General features: G+C 65.6%; 12 protein-coding genes. 7 read left to right on the top strand and 5 right to left on the bottom strand.

From position 1 onward, the window contains the following. The first annotated feature begins 1 nt into the window (after position 1). On the top strand, positions 2 to 1102 hold the full coding sequence (locus tag P7C00_RS19850) for a cytochrome-c peroxidase (RefSeq protein WP_404937184.1): 1101 nt from the start codon (positions 2 to 4) through the stop codon (positions 1100 to 1102). A 46-nt stretch (positions 1103 to 1148) separates the two neighbouring features. Here the strand turns inward: P7C00_RS19850 and P7C00_RS19855 are convergent, their stop codons facing one another. Both P7C00_RS19855 and P7C00_RS19860 read right to left on the bottom strand, forming a co-directional pair. After that, positions 1149 to 2303: an L-lactate dehydrogenase gene (locus tag P7C00_RS19855; protein WP_404937185.1), complete on the bottom strand. Its 1155-nt coding sequence runs from the start codon at positions 2301 to 2303 to the stop codon at positions 1149 to 1151. Between the two features lie 92 nt (positions 2304 to 2395). Beyond that, positions 2396 to 3313, bottom strand: a complete 918-nt coding sequence (locus P7C00_RS19860) for a LysR substrate-binding domain-containing protein (RefSeq protein ID WP_346635361.1) — start codon at positions 3311 to 3313, stop codon at positions 2396 to 2398. Between the two features lie 228 nt (positions 3314 to 3541). Here P7C00_RS19860 and P7C00_RS19865 point away from each other — a divergent pair, with 228 nt between their 5' ends. Together P7C00_RS19865 and P7C00_RS19870 are read left to right on the top strand one after the other, a co-directional pair. Then, positions 3542 to 3922, top strand: coding sequence for a hypothetical protein (locus P7C00_RS19865; RefSeq protein WP_404937186.1), 381 nt, complete (start codon positions 3542 to 3544; stop codon positions 3920 to 3922). 83 nt (positions 3923 to 4005) lie between these two features. Continuing rightward, positions 4006 to 4455 (top strand): PTS sugar transporter subunit IIA, encoded by a 450-nt coding sequence (locus P7C00_RS19870; RefSeq protein ID WP_346635359.1) that lies wholly within the window; start codon positions 4006 to 4008, stop codon positions 4453 to 4455. 35 nt (positions 4456 to 4490) lie between these two features. Here P7C00_RS19870 and P7C00_RS19875 read toward each other — a convergent pair whose 3' ends face one another. Together P7C00_RS19875 and P7C00_RS19880 are read right to left on the bottom strand one after the other, a co-directional pair. Continuing rightward, positions 4491 to 5795: an NtaA/DmoA family FMN-dependent monooxygenase gene (locus P7C00_RS19875; RefSeq protein ID WP_404937187.1), complete on the bottom strand. Its 1305-nt coding sequence runs from the start codon at positions 5793 to 5795 to the stop codon at positions 4491 to 4493. Positions 5796 to 5870: 75 nt separating this feature from the next. After that, the gene (locus tag P7C00_RS19880) at positions 5871 to 7964 is read right to left on the bottom strand and encodes a TonB-dependent receptor (protein ID WP_404937188.1); all 2094 of its coding nucleotides are present in this window, start codon (positions 7962 to 7964) and stop codon (positions 5871 to 5873) included. Between the two features lie 272 nt (positions 7965 to 8236). Here P7C00_RS19880 and P7C00_RS19885 point away from each other — a divergent pair, with 272 nt between their 5' ends. Then, positions 8237 to 9022, top strand: coding sequence for an IclR family transcriptional regulator (locus P7C00_RS19885; protein WP_404940047.1), 786 nt, complete (start codon positions 8237 to 8239; stop codon positions 9020 to 9022). Here the strand turns inward: P7C00_RS19885 and P7C00_RS19890 are convergent. After that, on the bottom strand, positions 9011 to 9844 hold the full coding sequence (locus P7C00_RS19890) for an ABC transporter ATP-binding protein (RefSeq protein WP_346635356.1): 834 nt from the start codon (positions 9842 to 9844) through the stop codon (positions 9011 to 9013). The genes P7C00_RS19885 and P7C00_RS19890 overlap by 12 nt on opposite strands. A 175-nt stretch (positions 9845 to 10019) precedes the next feature. On the opposite strand from P7C00_RS19890, the gene fepB reads away from it, so the two are divergent. The 3 genes from fepB to P7C00_RS19905 are packed head-to-tail and all read left to right on the top strand — an operon-like array spanning position 10020 to position 13003. Next, a complete protein-coding gene (fepB, locus tag P7C00_RS19895) occupies positions 10020 to 10922 on the top strand; it encodes a Fe2+-enterobactin ABC transporter substrate-binding protein (protein ID WP_404937189.1) in 903 nt (300 codons plus the stop codon). A 3-nt stretch (positions 10923 to 10925) separates the two neighbouring features. Beyond that, the gene (locus P7C00_RS19900) at positions 10926 to 11975 is read left to right on the top strand and encodes an iron ABC transporter permease (RefSeq protein WP_346635354.1); all 1050 of its coding nucleotides are present in this window, start codon (positions 10926 to 10928) and stop codon (positions 11973 to 11975) included. Beyond that, a complete protein-coding gene (locus tag P7C00_RS19905) occupies positions 11972 to 13003 on the top strand; it encodes a FecCD family ABC transporter permease (protein ID WP_404937190.1) in 1032 nt (343 codons plus the stop codon). Before P7C00_RS19900 ends, P7C00_RS19905 begins: the two co-directional genes overlap by 4 nt. Positions 13004 to 13024: the final 21 nt, after the last annotated feature.

Genomic DNA, 13024 nt, shown 5'->3' on the forward strand with positions numbered 1-13024 from the left:
AATGCGCCGGTCCCTGAAGAGTCTTGTGGTCATGCTCGGCATGTTGTTGATGGTCGGGCTGGAACAGGTGCGTGCCTGCGCACTAAGCGAACCGGCTTGCCTGCGCGAAATGTACAGCCGGCCCTCCGCGCAGTGGCCGGCGCCGCAGGTGGATGCCGGGGTGGCCTGGCAAGAGCTGGGCCCCTTGCCCGAGCGGGCGCCGTCCCCGGAGTACAACCCTTACACACAGCAGAAGGCCGACCTTGGCCGCCAGCTGTTCTTCGACCCGCGCCTGTCGCGTTCGGGGCAGATCGCCTGCGCCTCCTGCCATGAGCCGGACCTGAGGTTCGCCGATGGGCGCCGGGTTTCATTCGGGCATGACCGTGCAGCGGGCCGGCGCAATGCGCCGAGCCTGGTGGCCAGCGGCCTGGCCGGGCATCTGTTCTGGGACGGGCGCGCCGACAGTCTGGAGATGCAGGCCCTGATGCCGGTCGTCGACCCGAAGGAGATGGCCTTCAGCGTCGCGGAGCTGGTGGCCCGGCTGCGTGACAGCACGGACTATCCGGCGCAGTTCGCCAAGGTATTTCCCGGACAGGCGCTGGGGGCCGAGCAAGTGGCGGCGGCATTGGCGACTTATCAGCGCAGCCTGCTGCAGGTTGCACAACGCACCCCCTTCGAGCGCTTTCTGCGAGGGCAGACGAAGGCCCTCAACGACCAGCAATTGCAGGGGCTGCACCTGTTTCGCACCAAGGCGCGCTGCATGAACTGCCACTTCGGTCCGGGGATGCAGGACGACCGTTTCCACAATGCAGGCCTGACCTTCTATGGGCGTCGTCGCGAAGACCTCGGGCGTTATGAGGTCACCGGGCTGGTGCAAGATATCGGGCGCTTTCGCACACCTTCACTGCGACTGGTGAGCCATACCGGCCCCTGGTTTCACAATGGGCTGGCCAGCAGCCTCGATCAGGTGCTGTTGTTCTACAACGCCGGCATGCCCATACCCGTCCCCAAGGGTGGACAGTTGCAAGACCCGCTGTTTCCCGTGACCTCAGCGCAATTCAAGGTATTGGAGCTGGACCGGAGCGAACTGAAGGCGCTGAAGGCTTTTCTGGAGGCCCTTTGAGAGGTTGGCAGCAGGCGGCTGCATGCCAGGCTGCGAGCCGCAATGCCTAGGGCAGAGGGTAGCTACCCGGCAACAGGATGTCGTGATCCAGATGCTGCACATCGGTGTGCCCACACAGGGCCAGGGTCAGGTCCATTTCTCTGGCGATGATCTCCAGGGCCTTGGCCACTCCAGCCTCACCCATCGCCCCCAGGCCATACAGATGTGCACGCCCGAGCATGACCCCCTGGGCGCCCAGCGCCAGGGACTTGATCACGTCCTGACCGCTGCGGATACCGCTGTCGAGCCAGACTTCGATCCGCTCGCCGACGGCCTCGACGATCGCCGGCAGCATGCTGATGCTGGAAGGCGCACCGTCCAGCTGCCGGCCGCCATGGTTGCTGACGATCAGGGCATCGGCGCCGCTGTCCGCCGCCAGGCGCGCATCCTCGACATCCAGAATGCCCTTGAGGATCAACCTGCCGCCCCAGCGTTTCTTGATCCATTGAATGTCGTCCCAGCTCAGGCGCGGGTCGAACTGCTGGTAAGTCCACTCAGCCAGCTGGCGCCTGTCATCCACGCCTTTGACATGCCCCATGATGTTGCCGAAATGGTGCCGACGGGTACTCAGCATCCCCTTGATCCAGCGCGGCTTGCCGAGGATATTCAAGAGACTGGAGGGGGTCAGTCGCGGTGGAATGCTCAGGCCGTTTTTCAGGTCTTTATGGCGCTGGCCGCTCAACTGCAGATCAAGGGTCAGGACCAGGGCATCACAACCGGCGGCCTTGGCCCGGTCAATCAGGCTGGCGACGAAACCGCGGTCGCGCATGACGTAGAGCTGGAACCAGAACGGCGCGGCAATGGCCTGGGCGATGTCCTCCAGGGAGCAAATGCTGACCGTCGACAAGGTGTAGCGAATGCCGGCGGCGGTGGCGGCGCGGGCGGCAAGAATCTCGCCGTCGGCGTGGATCATTCCTGCCAGGCCAGTGGGCGCGATGGCCAGCGGCATGGCCATGTCGATGCCCATTCGCCGAGCGCTGAGCGAGCGCTGCTCGACGTTGCGCGCCACCCGCTGGCGCAGCTTGATCGCGCTGAAGTCGGCCTGGTTGGCCTGGTAGGTGCTCTCGGTCCAGGAGCCGCCATCGACATAGTCATAGAACATTCGCGGCACCCGCCGCTGGGCCATTACACGCAAGTCTTCGATACAGGTGATGATGGGCATTGGCCCGCTCCCGATTGAGGTTCAGCGCGAGATTAACGGCCTGCCCGAGGCGTGACCGGGAAAAGATTTCGCGCTTATCGGGCGTAACTTTCCTACAGCGAATGCTTCAAGCGTGCCTGCGCCTCAAGCACGGTTTCATGACAGACCCGGGTCAACCAGGTGCTGAAGGCTTCCGCCGCCGGCGATGCCTGCCGAACCCGCAGTTGATAGTGAAATGAGGGCTCGCTGCGCACCTCGCCAATCGCCACCAGCTGCCCATCGGCCAGCCACGCCTGTGCCAGTGAGGGCCGCGCCAGAACCACACCCTGAGCCTTGGCCGCCGCCTCAAGCATCATTCCCAGGTCCAGCAGCGCCGGGCCCTGCCCCGGTTCGACGAGTTCCAGGCCGGCTTGCATGAACCAGGGCCGCCAGGGCTCCAGAGGTGAACGCAACAAGGGCAAGCGGGCGAAATCCCGCACCGGATCCAGGCCCGGGAAATGCGCCAGCAAGGCCGGTGCGGCCATGGGCAGCAGTTGTTCGTCGAGCAGCCGCTGACAAGGCGCGACCTCGGCGCTGTCGCCACTGATCAGCACGTCGCAGGCTCCACCATCGACACTGCCCATGGGCGCACTGAGCTGGATCTGCAGGTCGACGTCCGGATAGGCCAGGCTGTGCTCCTGCAGGCGCGGGATGAGGACCTGACGGGCGAAGGTCGGCGGGCAACTGACCGTCAGGTGTTGCTGGCGCTGCACCGGACGCTGATGCCCGGGGATTGCCAGCAACTGCGCGAGGATCGGGCTGACCTGCTCCAGGTAGACCTGCCCCTGTACGGTCAGCACCACACTGCCGCCCAGGCGCTCGAACAACGATACGCCCAGCAGTTGCTCCAGGCCTGCAACACGCTTGCGCAAGGCGCTCCCGGTGAGTGCCAGGGCATCGGCCGCGCGCTCGAAACTCTGCAACTGCGCGGCCGCCTGGAAGGCCAGCAGAGCATCCAGGGAAGGCAGGCGATAGTCCGTGAAGTTGTTCATGTCTGGGCTCCCGGGCGCACTGCGACGATGGTCCGGGCACAGTGCCCGGTACAGGGTTGCGCCAGTCTCTGGATCTTACCCAGCCTGCTGGCACCGGGGCGACGTCTGTGCAACGCCGTGAGAAAAAAACTCCCGTTGAGCGCGCCTTTTATTCCTCATGAGCTGCAGCCGTGCTGGCTAGGATGGCCCTCGCGATCTTTAAAACAACAACAAGAAGGAAGACCAGCCATGCTTAAAACTGCTCTCGCCAGCCTGACCCTGGCGCTGCTTTGCAGCACCGTCCAGGCCGATACGCTGACCGTGGTTTCCGTCGGCGGGCTGAACAAGCAAGCCCAGCAGCAGGCGTTCTACACCCCCTTCGAGCAGCAACACTCGATTAGCGTTCGGGCCGGCGAGTACAACGGCGAAATCGGCATGATCAAGGCCATGGTCGAGACCGGGAGTGTCGGCTGGGACGTGGTCGAAGTGGACCATGCCGAAATACAGCGCGGCTGCGACGAGGGGTTGTTCGAACGGCTGCCGGCCATGCCTGAGGTGGCCCAGAACGACTTTATCGAGGGCGCCCTGAGCGAATGTGGGGTGGGGGCCGGCGATCTAAAGAGTTCGTAAAGACTGCCCGGCCGCCACTGACCCGGCCAGGCAAATGCGCTTCAATTCTCCTTGAGCCAAGCCTGAAGCGCCCGGAGAAGCCCATGAGCAAGCTTGCCCGCTACCTGCAAGTCGAGGACATCCTTCTCGATGTCCATGTGTCGAACAAACAGTGCCTGTTCGAACAGGTTGGCCAGCATCTGCAAGAGACCCGACAGCTGCCCGGCGCTGGGGTCACGGCCAGTCTGTGGCGCCGGGAACTGGCCGCCAGCACCGCCATCGGCGACGGTGTGGCCGTGCCCCATGCGCGGCTCGCCGAGCTCGATAGCATCCATGCGTTGTACCTGCGGCCGCAGACCGCCATGGCCTTTGCCGCCCCCGACCAGCAGCCGGTGAGCGATATCCTCGTGCTGCTGGTGCCCGCCCCCGCCGATCAGCAACACCTGGAACTGCTGGCGGACACTGCCCGGCTGTTTTCCAATCCACGCTTTCGTCAGGCGCTGCTGCGCTGCCACGATGCGTCGCAGGTCAAGCAATTGGTTGACCATTGGTAGTCCGGGGACGTCCAGCGCGGACGCTCCCCTCTCCATCAGTGCTGTTCAAGGTGCTCCATGAAGGTGCTGCCGCTGTAGGCCTCGCGAAACAGCCCGGCCGCCACCAGTCGCGGTACCACCTGTTCAAGGAAGATATGCATCGAACGGATCGAGCCTCCGGGCGCGGCGATGAAGCCGTCCATGGCACCGGCCTCGGCCCAGTCGACGATCTGTTCGAAGGCATCTTCGGCGGTGCCGATCACTTGCCAGTGGGCGGCGGAAATCACTTCCGGGCGCAGCAGCAATTCATCCAGGCGCAAGGTCTCGCGCTCGATCAGACGCCGCAACAGGTTGGTATGGGTGCGGCTGCCGGGGTTGTGCACCGGGGCCGGCAAGTCTGCCGCGCTCACTGGGCGGTCCAGGGGCCAGTCACTGAGGTCCAGGCCGAGCATCTGCTTGATCGAGGCGAATTTGCGTCCGTTGTCCGGACGGCCGTGGGTCTGCATGAACAGCTCCCGGGCCTCTTCCCGGGTCGCGGCCAGATACAGGCTCAGGCCGGGCAGCAGGCGAATGTCTTCGGGCTTGCGACCGTGACGCCGGGCCCGCTGGGAGAGATCGCGGCGCAGCTCCAGGGCGGCGTCCTTGTCCGGGGTCGGGGCAAACACCAGATCGGCCACCGACGCGGCAAAGTCGCGGCCGGTGTCCGAGGCGCCGGCCTGGATCAACGGAATCCGCGCCTTGAACGCCGGCAGGTTGAGCGGACCGCGCACCCGAAAATGCTCACCGTCATGGTCCACCGGATGCACCTTGGCACGGTCGGCGTAACGGCCATGCTCACGGTCCAGCAGCAGCGCGTCGTTGGGGTAGCTGGCCCAGAGGTCATGCACCAGGCGGGTGAACTCCGCCGCCCGGGCATAACGCTGGTCCGCGCTGGGCATGGCCTCCAGGCCGAAGTTCTCGTGGCCCTGCAAGGCGGTGACGATGTTCCAGCCGGCGCGACCGTTGCTCACCCAGTGCAGCGACTGCAACTGGCGCGCCACCACATAGGGCGGGAAAAAGGTGGTGGAGACGGTGGATACCAGGCCGATGTGCGAAGTCTCCCGGGCGATGCACGCCAGCAGCACCGTGGGGTCGAGGCTGGCGAAACCCGAGCCGCTTTCCAGGCCGTCCATGTTCAGGCAACTGACGTCGGGGCGGAACACAAAATCCAGGTGTGCGGCCTCGGAGCGCTTGGCGATGTCCACGGCGAAGTCGGCGCTGTAGATACCCTCGATATTGCTGTCGGGCTGGCGCCAGGCATCTCCGCTGAGCCAGGTGGGGGCCAGGGACATGCCGATATGCAGGCGTTTGCGGTTACTCATCTGTTGCCAATCTCCTGTGTACGAATGAACGCCGACCGCGCCTCGGGCAGCAGCCGGCGATGGGTCCTCGGGGCCTCAGAACGCCCCTTTGACGCCGATGCCCAGGGTCCGTGGCTGGGTCATGCTGGCTTCGATGCCGCCAATGCCGCGGTTCTGCTGCATGTACGTGGGCGAGCGGTCGTCGAAGACGTTCTTGACGTAGCCATAGAGCTGCACCTGGTCGTTGAAGCGATAACTCATGCGTGCATCGGTGAGGGTGTAGGGCTTGATCGAATAGCTCGAGGTGTTGGCGACATCCGAGTAGTAACCGTCCAGGTAGCGCACCTGGGCGTTGAGGTTGAGGCGCTCGGTGATGTCCCAGCTGGGGCCGAAGCTCAGGGTGTAGCCCGGCGAACGGGCGAACTCGTTGTGGGCGTAGCCGGAGTTGCTGGAGATTTTGTCGATGCGGGTGCGCAGGGTCCCGGCACTGGCCTTGAGCCGCAGGTTGTCCAGCAGGCGGTAGTCGAAATCCAGTTCCAGGCCATAGGCGTGGGCCTTCTCGGCGTTGATGGTGTAGGACTGCGCCACCCCGGGGGAGATCACCACCGGGATGTTGTACTGGGCGTCCTTGAAGTCCATGTAGAACAGGTTGGTGTTGATCAGCAGGCGGTCATCGAGAAGGCTGGCGCGGCTGAACAGTTCATAGTTCCAGATCGACTCTTCCTTGAAGTAGGCCCATTGCCGGGTGCTCAGGTTCAGCGACACGCCACCCGGGTTGTAGCCACGGCTGATCAGGCCGCCCAGGGTCCAGTGCGGGGTGGCGGCGTAGGCCAGTGACACCTTGGGCAGAACGGTGGAGAAGGTCTTGTCATAGTTCAGCGCGCCGGGGGCCAGCACCGAGTTGCCGGTACGTTCGATGTGGTCCTGCTGGTAGCGCAGGCCGGTGCTCAGGGTCCAGAGATCGGTGAGGCGGTAATTGACCTCGCCGAAGATCCCCAGGTTGGTCTTGGTGTCGTCGAAGGCCGAGCGGCCCCTCAGGTTCAGGGTTTCGTCGGTGCGGGTGCGGGCGTAGTAGACCCCGCCCATGCCGCTGAGCAGGTCCTCTATCTCACCGAAAGTCAGGCGCGATTCGTTGGAGGCGTTCTTCTGGTGGATGTCGGCATCGCCCTCGCCCGCCGCGCCGGTGACCCGGTGCACCGATGACAACGAGTATTGGGCCTGGTTGAACAGCTTGAGGCCGTTGCCCAGCTCATAGGAGACATCCAGGATGCTGGTGTTGGTGTCCTGCTGCCAGGAGGGCATGGTGGTGGAGCTGTGTTCCAGCTTGTGGAACGGCGCCGAGGCGGCTTCCTGGGTCGGGCGGTTGCTGTCGTTGTGGGAAAAGGTGAACTTGCTCTCCAGCCCCGGAATGTCCGTAGGCAGCCACAGCAGCTTGGCCCGGGCGTTGAGGTTGCGAAAATCCTGGTCGGTCTTGCCGCCCTGGAATTTCGGGTTGTCGTAGTCGATGAAGGTATCGCGGGCCGAATAGTCCACCGCCAGGCGCCCGGCGAAGTCCTGGGCCAAAGGGCCGGACACGGCAACGGAACTGCGCCGCGAGTGGTAGCTGCCGATTTCAGCCTGGTAGGCCGCCTCGGGGGTGAAGGTCGGATCCTTGGTGTTGACGATGATCGCCCCGGCAATCGCATTGGCCCCTTGGGAGGTGGTCTGCGGGCCGCGAAAAACTTCGATGCTGTCCACATCCCAGACCGAGGTCGCGCCGAAGAACATCTCGTTGTAGTTCAGATAGTGCCCGTCGAGGTTGATGGTGGCCCGGGGCACCGTGCCGCCCCAGAACACGTTCTGCCCGTTGTTCGGCCCCTGGGTGTCCTGGCCACGAATGATCGGCGCCCCCACCGAATCGGTGTAGATCACGTTGGGGCTGCCGTTGATGACTTCCGAGACCGACCCATCGCCGGTCCGGGTCTGCTGGATATCGCGGTCGGTGATGATCGACACGGATGACGCCGTGTCCTTCAATTCACGGTCGAGTTTTTCACCGGTCACCACCAGTGCGTCCAATGCCAGGCCGCCCTTCGCCACGACGTGCTCCCGGGCCCGACTGTCTTCAGCCAGGGCCGGCGGGGTCGCCAGCAGGGTGGACAGGGTAAGAACGCCAATACCGTGGCTGAATGTGCGATACGTAAGGGCCATCAAAACTTCCTTCCAAATGAGAATGATCCTCTTTCAGGATTAGGCTATCACGTAGCCATCAAATTCCTCAATACGGAATACATTCTGCTAATTGGAATTACCTTCAGGTTCGGCCCGGGTACATTCGCCCGTCCCTGGCCGATGGCGAAACCGCTATCATGGCCGCCGCTAGTGCCAGCGCCACGCAGGCCGTAGCCTGCGCACCCCACGCGGCCAGACATTGCTGAGGAGACCCGCCGTTGAACACTTCGCACAACCCGTTGGACGACACCCTGGATGCCCCACCGGAAAAACGCTCCGGGGTCATCCAGTCGGTTTCCATTGCCGCGCGCTTTCTCAACACCCTGGCCAATGCCGAGGGCGAGCTGGCCCTGGGGGAAGTGGCCCGGCGTACCGGCACCGGGGGTTCCACCGCCCACCGTTACCTGCAGAGCCTGGTCAAGGAAGGATTGGCCAAGCAGGACCCGGTCAGCGGCCTCTATGACCTGGGGCCTGCGGCCCTGAGCATCGGCATCGGCGCACTGAAACGCATCGACGCCGTGGACATCGCCGCCCAGCATATGAAGACCCTGGCCCAGCGGCATGCCGCCAGCGGTGGCGTGGCGATCTGGACCGACCGTGGGCCGACCCTGGTGCGCTGGTATCGCAGTGCCTATTTCTCCATTAACCCCCTGGCCCTGGGGGACATCCTGCCCATCGACAACACCGCCTGCGGGCTGGTGTTCCAGGCCTTTCTGCCCAAGGCCGTCATCGACGCCGCACGCAAGCAGCAGCCGGCACACTTTCGCGGCACCCCGCCCAGCAGCGCGGTACTCGATCAAGTCCGTCAGAAGCATTGGGCCGAGCTCACCAGCCACCTGCTGTCCAACGTCACCGGCCAGGCATCGCCGGTGTTCGACGCCCAGCAGGAAATCGTCTGTGTGATGACCACCGTCACCGACCTGGGGCAACTGCAGGCGCCGGAAGATCGCGAGGCGCTGTTCCACGAAGCCGCTCTGGTCAACCAGGCCACCGGCGGCCAGCGAGTTCCTCAGGAACCGCTCCCTTCACGTCGCTGAGTCGTCACCCAGTGAATCAGGCGCGCCGGATGACGGCGCCTCGACCCGGCCCCTGGGCACCATCAAGGGGGTGCCGCTGACCGGGTCGGTGATGATCATCGAGGCAAGCCCGAACACCTGCTCCACCAACGCCTCGGTGAAGATCGTCGCCGGCGCCCCCTGGGCAACTACGGCCCCGTCCCGCAGCGCAATCAGGTGGCTGGCATAACGGCAGGCCTGGTTCAGGTCATGCAGCACCGCGACGATGGTGCGCCCCTGGCGGTTGAGTTCGGCCAGCAGTTCCAGCAGCTCGATCTGATGGACGATGTCCAGGTAGGTGGTGGGCTCGTCCAGCAGCAGGATCGGGGTTTCCTGGGCCAGCACCATGGCAATCCACACCCGCTGGCGCTGGCCGCCGGACAGTTCGTCCAGCAGTCGCTCGGCCAGCTCGCTGACCCGGGTCGCGGCCATCGCCCGGCGCACGGCCTGCTCATCCTCCAGCGACCATTGGCGCAGGAGCGACTGATGCGGGTAGCGCCCCCGCGCCACCAGATCGGCGACGGTGATGCCGTCCGGCGCCGTGGCGCTTTGCGGCAGCAGGCCCAGGCGCCTGGCCACCTCCCGGGCCGGCAGTTGGCGAATGTCCTTGCCATCGAGCAGCACCTGGCCCCTGGCCGGGGCCAGCAGCCGCGACAGCGCCGCCAGCAGGGTGGATTTGCCACAGGCATTGGGCCCGACGATGACGGTGAACGAGCCATCGGGAATGGCCAGGGAAAGGTCCTGGGAAATGATTCGCGCGTCGTGGCGCAAGGTCACGGCATCCGCGTGCAAACGATGAGTCATGGGCAGGTTTTCCTTGGAGCAGCAGGCGCTTGCAGTATTGCAATTGCGGAATGGATTCTACAATATGGAACACATTACATGAGAAGCATTATCATATAAGCCCTGCAGTCCAGGCCCTTCAGGCGAAATAGAAGGCGCCCCAGCCGCACTCCACCCACCGCCCAACGGATCGACGATGAACCCACGCCTTACTGTCCGGCTGCTCAGCGCAGCGGTCCTGGCCCTGTCCGCTCACCTTGCCTGGGCCACCCCGACCGCCCCGTCCCGTATCGTCTCCACCAGCCCCAGCGTCAGCGGAATCCTGCTGGCCATGGACGCGCCGCTGGTGGCCAGCGCCGCCACCACGGCCAGTCGCCTCACCGATCAGCAAGGGTTCTTTTCCCAATGGGCCAAGGTGGCCGAACAACGGGGCGTGCAGGTGCTGTACCGCAACCTGCAATTCGATATCGAAGCGGTGATCGCCAGTGACCCCGACCTGGTGGTGGTGTCCGCCACCGGCGCCGACAGCGTCATCGCCCAGCGTGCCGAACTCCAGGCCCAGGGCATCGAGACCCTGGTGGTGGACTACTCGAACCACAGCTGGCAGGACATCGCTACCGAGTTGGGCCAACGCACCGGCCTGGAACCACAGGCCCGGGCCGCCATCCAGCGCTTCGACCAATACGCCGCCGACACCGCCGCCCACATCACCCCGCCTCCCGGTCCGGTCAGCGTGGTGGGCTACAACATCGCCGGCAGCTATTCCATCGGCCGCCTCAACAGCCCCCAGGCCCGGCTCCTCACCGGCCTGGGCTTCAAGGTGGTAGAGCTGCCCGAGGCGCTGGCAGGGAAAGTCACCCGTGCCTCGGACTTCCAGTTCATTTCCCGGGAGAACCTGCCCGCAGCCATCAGCGGCGACAGCGTGTTCCTGCTCAGCGCCGACGAGAACGACGTGCAGGCGTTTCTCGCCGATCCGGTGCTCGCCAACCTGCCGGCGGTGATCCACAAGCGGGTCTACGCCCTGGGTCCGAGCTCGTTTCGCATCGACTACTACTCGGGGCGGCAGATGATCGACGCCGTCGCCGGGCACTTTCGTTAAACCATGAGCCTGTCTGCCCAAGGCCGCGGCATACCGCTGCGACTTGCCCGAGGCAACACGCCCCGTACCTGGGGCCTGCTGGCCGGGCTCGCGCTGCTGGTTCTGCTGGCCCTGCTGAGCCTGGCCGTCGGCTCGCGGGCCATTCCCCTGAGCGTGACCTGGGAGGCGCTGCACGCCGCCGACCTGCACAACGACCAGCACCTGATCCTGCGGGAACTGCGCCTGCCGCGCACCTTGATTGCCCTGCTGGCCGGAGCGGCCCTGGGCATGGCCGGCGCGGTGATGCAGGCCGTCACCCGCAACCCCCTGGCCGAACCGGGCCTGCTGGGGATCAATGCCGGTGCGGCCCTGGCGGTGATCATCGGCGTGGCGCTGCTGCACCTGACCAGCATGGCCGAGTACCTGTGGCTGGCGTTCTTCGGGGCCGGGCTGGCCGGCGTCGTGGTGTTTCTCCTGGGCCAGGCCCATGAGACCGGCACCAACCCGGTACGCCTGGTGCTGGCCGGGGCCGGGTTGTCGGTGATGCTCACTTCGCTGACCGGCATCATCGTGCTCAACAGTCCGCCCGAGGTCTTCGACCACTTCCGCCACTGGGCCTCGGGCTCGCTGTCCGGCAGCGGCTTCGCCCTGCTGCATGTTCCGGCCATGGCCATCGCCCTCGGCCTGTGCATCGCCCTGGGCGTCGCCGCCAACCTCAATGCCCTGGCGCTGGGCAAGGACCTGGGGCAGGCCCTGGGGGTGAACCTGCGCCTGACCTGGCTGCTGTCCTGCCTGGCGGTGATGTTGCTGGCCGGCGCGGCCACCGCCGTGGCCGGGCCCATAGGTTTCGTCGGTCTGGTGGCGCCGCACCTGGCGCGAATGCTGGTGGGCCCGGACTATCGCTGGATCCTGCCCTACTCGGCAGTGCTCGCGGCGAGCCTGCTGCTGGGGGCCGACGTACTGGGCCGAGTGCTGGCGGCACCGGAGGAAATCGCCGCCGGGATCATCACCCTGCTGCTGGGCGGCCCGTGCTTCATTGTCCTGGTCAGGCGCTTTCGCCTGAGCCGCCTGTGATGGGCCCTCATGCCCTGCGTCTGGGCCCCTTGTCCCTGCGCTGGCGGCCACGCACGGTGTTGGTCTGCGGCGTCCTGATCCTCGCCACGCTGCTGCTCTGGGCCCTGTTGCTGGGCACCGGCAGCCTGGCCCTGCCCCCGGATCAGGTGCTGGCCAGTCTCCTGGGTTACGCTCAGGACTCCACTGCCCAGCGGGTGATTCATCGGGTGCGCCTGCCCCGGGCGCTCACCGCCACCCTGGTGGGCGCAGCCCTGGGCATGGCCGGGGCGATCTTCCAGTCGATCTCGCGCAACGCCCTGGGTTCGCCGGACGTGATCGGCTTCACCACCGGTGCTGCCAGCGGCGCCATCGTGCAGATCATGCTGTGGGATTGCGGCCCCCTGGCAACGTCCCTGGCAGCAGTGGGCGCTGGCCTCTGTACTGCGCTGTTAGTGCTGCTCCTGGCGCGCAAAGGCCACAGCAGCGGCGGCTACCGCCTGGTGCTGGTGGGCATTGGCGTGGGCGCCAGTCTGTCCGGCTTGAACAGCATCCTGCTGGTCAGCGGCAACCTCGACCAGGCGATGTTCGCCCAGCTGTGGCTGGCCGGTTCACTGAACACCCGCACCTGGTCCCACGTACTGCCCGCGGCCCTGGGCCTTGCGGCCATTGTGCCCATAGCCCTGTACCACGCCCGGCGCATCAACCTGCTGGAAATGGGCGACGCCACCGCCACCCAACTGGGAATCGCGGTGGAGCGCACCCGGCTGATCATGGTCCTGGCGGCCGTCGGCCTGACCGCCATCGCCACCGCGGCGGCCGGGCCCATCGCCTTTATCGCCCTGGCCGGCCCGCAACTGGCCCGGCGCCTGACCCATTGCGCCGAAGTGCCGCTGGTGTCGGGGGCGCTGATGGGCGCGGTCCTGTTGCTGACCGCGGACCTGCTCAGCCAGCGCCTGGCCTGGTACGCGAACCTGCCGATCGGCCTGATGACCGGGCTGCTGGGGGGCTTTTACCTGCTGTGGTTGCTGGTGCACAGCCGGCGGATCTGAGGGGTTCGTGGCTCACGGCGG

The sequence above is a fragment of the Pseudomonas sp. JDS08PS003 genome (assembly GCF_045013505.1).
GTDB lineage: Bacteria > Pseudomonadota > Gammaproteobacteria > Pseudomonadales > Pseudomonadaceae > Aquipseudomonas > Aquipseudomonas protegens_B.

Bases quoted from the DNA above. Each gene is read 5' to 3' on its own strand.
- P7C00_RS19855 (WP_404937185.1), bottom strand. From the start codon at position 2,303: ATGCCCATCATCACCTGTATCGAAGACTTGCGTGTAATGGCCCAGCGG.
- P7C00_RS19875 (WP_404937187.1), bottom strand. From the start codon at position 5,795: ATGAGTAACCGCAAACGCCTGCATATCGGCATGTCCCTGGCCCCCACC.
- P7C00_RS19880 (WP_404937188.1), bottom strand. From the start codon at position 7,964: ATGGCCCTTACGTATCGCACATTCAGCCACGGTATTGGCGTTCTTACC.
- P7C00_RS19860 (WP_346635361.1), bottom strand. From the start codon at position 3,313: ATGAACAACTTCACGGACTATCGCCTGCCTTCCCTGGATGCTCTGCTG.
- P7C00_RS19870 (WP_346635359.1), top strand. From the start codon at position 4,006: ATGAGCAAGCTTGCCCGCTACCTGCAAGTCGAGGACATCCTTCTCGAT.
- P7C00_RS19900 (WP_346635354.1), top strand. From the start codon at position 10,926: ATGAGCCTGTCTGCCCAAGGCCGCGGCATACCGCTGCGACTTGCCCGA.
- fepB (WP_404937189.1), top strand. From the start codon at position 10,020: ATGAACCCACGCCTTACTGTCCGGCTGCTCAGCGCAGCGGTCCTGGCC.
- P7C00_RS19865 (WP_404937186.1), top strand. From the start codon at position 3,542: ATGCTTAAAACTGCTCTCGCCAGCCTGACCCTGGCGCTGCTTTGCAGC.
- P7C00_RS19850 (WP_404937184.1), top strand. From the start codon at position 2: ATGCGCCGGTCCCTGAAGAGTCTTGTGGTCATGCTCGGCATGTTGTTG.
- P7C00_RS19890 (WP_346635356.1), bottom strand. From the start codon at position 9,844: ATGACTCATCGTTTGCACGCGGATGCCGTGACCTTGCGCCACGACGCG.